Raw genomic sequence first — 4146 nt, 5'->3', positions numbered from 1 at the left:
GGTAACGCTCGAAAACCCCGGCCAGGATGAGATGGCCCAGGCTGCGCTGGGCCCACAGCGCCATTTCCGTGATGAGCACGGCGTTGGATGCCGGCTGATCCATGGGCATTGCCGGACTTCCCGGACCGCCGTGCTGCACGATCGTCAGATCCAGTTGGCTGCACAACTGCCAAATCGGCTCATACCGAGTGTGGAACAGCGGGGCGACATTGGGGTCGCCCGGCGATACTGGGGGCAGCAGCACTCCACCGAAGCAGCCTTGCTCGTTGCCCCAACGAATTTCGTCCAGCGCGGCGTCGACGTCGTTGGGGAATACCTGGATCAGTCCTCGCCGGCGTGCGGGTGCCAGCGAACAAAAATCGACCTGCCATCGGTTGTGCGCCTGCACGCCCGCCCAGCGGTGTTCGAACTCTGCTCGGTTCTGGGGCAACGAGATGGTGATGTTGGGAGACGTCGGAAAGAAGGGAGGAACAGTGTTGGGCAGCAACAGCTCTGCCGCAACCCCGTCAGCGTCCATCTCGGAAATACGCAACTCATGGTCCCAGTTGCGCTTTGCGGTAGCGATGATCAAGTCATCGAAAGGACTGGCATACGTCGTGGCCCACGCGTCGAAGTCGTCGTGGAACGCCTTCGGGAGGTACGGCTTGTATTCGAGGAGGTCGGCGCCGGCGTGGGTATCCGCAGAAATGACAGTGTAGCGGGACGGGGTCTCAGGGGTGGCCATCAATCATCTCCTCAATGAGAATGCGACACCGGTCATTGTCTCGTGGCCGATAACTATGCATGATGAATGTTTCGTTCGGCGGATTCAACCCCGTCCCGGAGCCAGGGCAGTTCTAGATGGGATCGAACGCCGAGATAAGCCATGCGCCATGGACTTTGATCAAGCTGACCATGACGCTGCTGGCGGTCTGGACCGGCTCAGGTTGATCCTTGCTCGTTGTGGTCTGATCGAGGAAGACCAGCACCCTGGCCGTTTCTGGGTGCAGCTCGCTGATGACCGCGCGCTTGACCGCTGCTTGGGTATTGACGGCTTTCTGCTTGGCTGCGGGCGCCACGATTTGGTCGGCAAATTTGCCGTAGTACGTCAAGAAGTCACCGGTCAGGTGTGACTTTGCACCGGCCAGGTCGCTTTCCAGTTTGTCGGGTGTGTAGGACAGCAGCGCGACGGTCCCCTCGGTTGCGGCACCGATCACCGCCTTTGCCGCAGCGTCGTTGGTCTGCTGGTCGTGTCGATATTGGCCAAAGTACAGTGTGGCGGTTGCGGCGGCGGCCGCTACCAACAGCAGACCGATGATGAGTAGCGGCCAGTGCGATAGTGCGGTTCGTATCCGGGTGCGGCGCGTCTCGCTGGCGGCGTCTGCGGTCGTCCTTTGATCGTCACCGGTAGTGTCGTCGCGCTGGTCGTCGCTGGCCCCTGCGAGGGCGAGTTCAACGTTGGTGAGGTTGTCGTTTTCGAGCTGCCCGATGGTCATGGGATGAACTCCATGCTTGACATCTTGATTTTCCCGCCGTCTCGGGCCAGTTTGACGCTGAGCCGCCAAGAACGCGGCTGCTCGGGGGCGCCGGTGGTATTGGAGAGCGTGGAGCTGGCGGCAACGGCCACGACTGCGGTGTCCTCGGTCATGGATTCCAGGCACGCGGCTTGCACGGTCGTCTTGGCCGAGACCTTCGCGGTCTGAGCGGCTTTGACGAACTCCGCGGCCGCGCCGCGGAAGTCATCTCTGAACTGCCCGGTCGAGCTGTCGATGATGCGCTGTACGTCGTCTTTGGCGCTGTCCGCGCTAATCGACATCAGGGTGACCACGACTTGTCGTGCGGCCGCTGTGAATTCCGCGGCACGCTGTTGCTTGTCTAGCAGCTGATTGTGGTGTCGGACCATGACAGCACTCGCGACGAGAAGCGCTGCGGTGCAGAGCATCCCGACGGACGCGACCATCGTGGTTCGTTTCGGGCGGTGGAAGTATGTCTTTCTCTGCCGCCGGGGCGCCTTGCCGCCTTGATCGGGCAGTTCAGTGGCATCGGTGATGTCCCGATCGGTGACGTCATCCGCGGGAGTTGCCGACGCATCGTCGGCTGGGGTCTCAGCGATTTCTGCCGATGCGGTGTCGGTTGCTTCTGACTGTTGGTGTTGCCGCATGGACTGGACGCGGGCCCGGGCAGCGGCGGCGAGCGCTTCGGCTTCGGCAGCTTCTGCCTCCGCTGCCTCGAGAAGCTGAGCATCGACGGGCCGCTCGGAGGTGACATCGAGAGGACTCGCGTCCCGTTTCGGGAACGAACTGGCGGCGGGCATTGCCGTGCTCTCTCCGTTTCCGCCGCGTGCGAGCGAAGCTGGCCGGGCGATTGGTTGATACAAGCGGCTAGTAGCGCACAAGGTAGCGTCGTGCGGCGCAGTCTTGGACTGCAGTTCCCGCTGAGTGAGCATTCACCTCGGCGCCTGCCGAGCACCGAATTACCAGTGGCGCACCGAACACAATGCGCCTTTGACGCCGTTGTTGGTGGCCACGACTGCCCCGTCTATGGCGAGTTCGCAGTGAAAGTCCGGCGTGGCCGGCGACATCCCGCTGGTGGCGACGACCATGGCCCATTCATCGGGAGCTGCCAACCAGACGTCCCGGGTCCACCGTGTGGCTGGCCCCACGTCGGCCTCGACCTTAGGGCTGAATTGGTACGGGTCGTGGCTGTATTCGGCCCAGCCGGGCGGATCGGCGTCCCGGAAGTAGATGTCTGCGGTGACGCGGCGCTGCGCGGTGACGGTGTAGGTGACGTGGTGCAGCACCGGCTCGTCAGCACGGGCAACGGGCGTCGCGGATGCGGCCGTCGCAACGAGGATTGCAACCGCCAGCCCGGCTAGGGACTGCGCGGGACGCCCGAGCATATTGTTCGCCACCGGCATATGGGGTGATTTAGGTGTCGCCACGAACCCAGCGGGGTGCACCGTCGACAGACAGGCATGTGAGGAACAAGCCATCGGGGGCTTGTGCGACCGAGTTTTCGAAGCCCTCGCAGTTGGAGTTCTCCTCTTTGATTCCCCACATCGAGGGGGAACGGAAGTACCGGGGTTCATAACGCCGCGGAGATCCGCAGAAGACCAACCGGCCCCACGAGGTGGTGCCGAACACGAAGTGGGTGGTATCCGGGCACGGCGCGCCCAGCACGACACCTCCGGTGATACCCGGGACGCAGGTTGGGTTGTCACACGTGGACGGTCCAGCCCACCCGTGGACGGGTGTGCACGCCAGGAGGGCCGTCACCGCCATGGCCACGGGCAGGATCGCTCGCGTCGCGCGTCTTTTGAGGCGTAGGTCTGCGAGACGACCCGAATGCTGCGAGGTGATGGATGGTTTCATTCTCGGCCCTCACCCACTCTTGACGAGCTTGAACGGCATGCTGATGAACAACGTCTTACTTCGCCCGCAGGCGCCGCTGACGCCGGTCGTCTCGTCGGCGCCGGTGAGAACGGCCGAGGTTGGATCGACGGCATCTCCGTCGGGGTTGGTGGGGACGAACCTGAAGACCTGGAATCCCTGAGCCGCGGTTCCATCCGGGCAGGGCTGCCAGTTGTCGACGATGTGCTTGACGAACCACACACCGCCGGTTTGATAGATCGGGGCGCGCCAACCCCAGTCGCTGACTACCGTGCCGGTGCATTCGGTGGGATAACTGCAGGTCGTGTTGATCGTCCAGATACTTCGGATGCTGGCCTCGTTGTGAAAGATCTCGTTGGTCTTGGTCCACTCCCCGTTGGATGTCGCCGTGTAGGTGCCGTTCAGGCCCCAGTCGCCGGCCGCGCTGCCGAGGGGCGCGGTGCTTAGCGACATGACCACGACGGCGCCGATGAGGGCTGCGGTCCGAAGACGTCGGCGTGAGCGGCCGCTCATGTGGGGAAGAGGTCTTTCCAGGACCTCGTACCGGCGCGGGGGACCAGGTCCGATTGGCGATACACGGTGCCGTCGGGGGTGGCGTACCGGCCGGTTCGTGGGTCATAGGTTGCGACGGCAACCGATGGGCCGGACCGCCGAGGTGTGTATGCACTCGGCGCGGCAGCCGGGGCGGGCCCCTCGGAACCGTCAGGTGGCGGCGCTGCGGCCGGGGCGGGCGGCGACTGGGGCCTGAACGGCACCTACACGGCGACATCCAACGGGG

General features: G+C 63.9%; 6 protein-coding genes. All 6 read right to left on the bottom strand.

The genetic code is table 11. The annotated features are described in order from the left end of the window. Positions 1 to 724: amidohydrolase family protein (locus A9X03_RS18880; protein ID WP_197504992.1), on the bottom strand; the 724-nt coding region annotated here is incomplete at its 3' end. Between the two features lie 112 nt (positions 725 to 836). Then, the gene (locus A9X03_RS18875; RefSeq protein ID WP_156670114.1) at positions 837 to 1475 is read right to left on the bottom strand and encodes a twin-arginine translocation pathway signal; all 639 of its coding nucleotides are present in this window, start codon (positions 1473 to 1475) and stop codon (positions 837 to 839) included. Further along, the gene (locus A9X03_RS18870) at positions 1472 to 2293 is read right to left on the bottom strand and encodes a hypothetical protein (RefSeq protein ID WP_067755493.1); all 822 of its coding nucleotides are present in this window, start codon (positions 2291 to 2293) and stop codon (positions 1472 to 1474) included. The genes A9X03_RS18875 and A9X03_RS18870 overlap by 4 nt, the downstream gene beginning before the upstream one ends. A gap of 159 nt (positions 2294 to 2452) precedes the next feature. Continuing rightward, positions 2453 to 2896 (bottom strand): hypothetical protein, encoded by a 444-nt coding sequence (locus A9X03_RS18865; RefSeq protein ID WP_231969374.1) that lies wholly within the window; start codon positions 2894 to 2896, stop codon positions 2453 to 2455. Positions 2897 to 2906: 10 nt separating this feature from the next. Next, a complete protein-coding gene (locus tag A9X03_RS30405) occupies positions 2907 to 3260 on the bottom strand; it encodes a hypothetical protein (RefSeq protein ID WP_082950350.1) in 354 nt (117 codons plus the stop codon). A gap of 99 nt (positions 3261 to 3359) precedes the next feature. Continuing rightward, positions 3360 to 3821, bottom strand: a complete 462-nt coding sequence (locus tag A9X03_RS18860) for a hypothetical protein (RefSeq protein WP_067755530.1) — start codon at positions 3819 to 3821, stop codon at positions 3360 to 3362. Positions 3822 to 4146 lie beyond the last annotated feature (325 nt).

Source organism: Mycobacterium sp. E1715, assembly GCF_001667625.1.
Classification (GTDB): domain Bacteria; phylum Actinomycetota; class Actinomycetes; order Mycobacteriales; family Mycobacteriaceae; genus Mycobacterium.
This window is presented reverse-complemented; position numbering and strand designations above follow the sequence as displayed.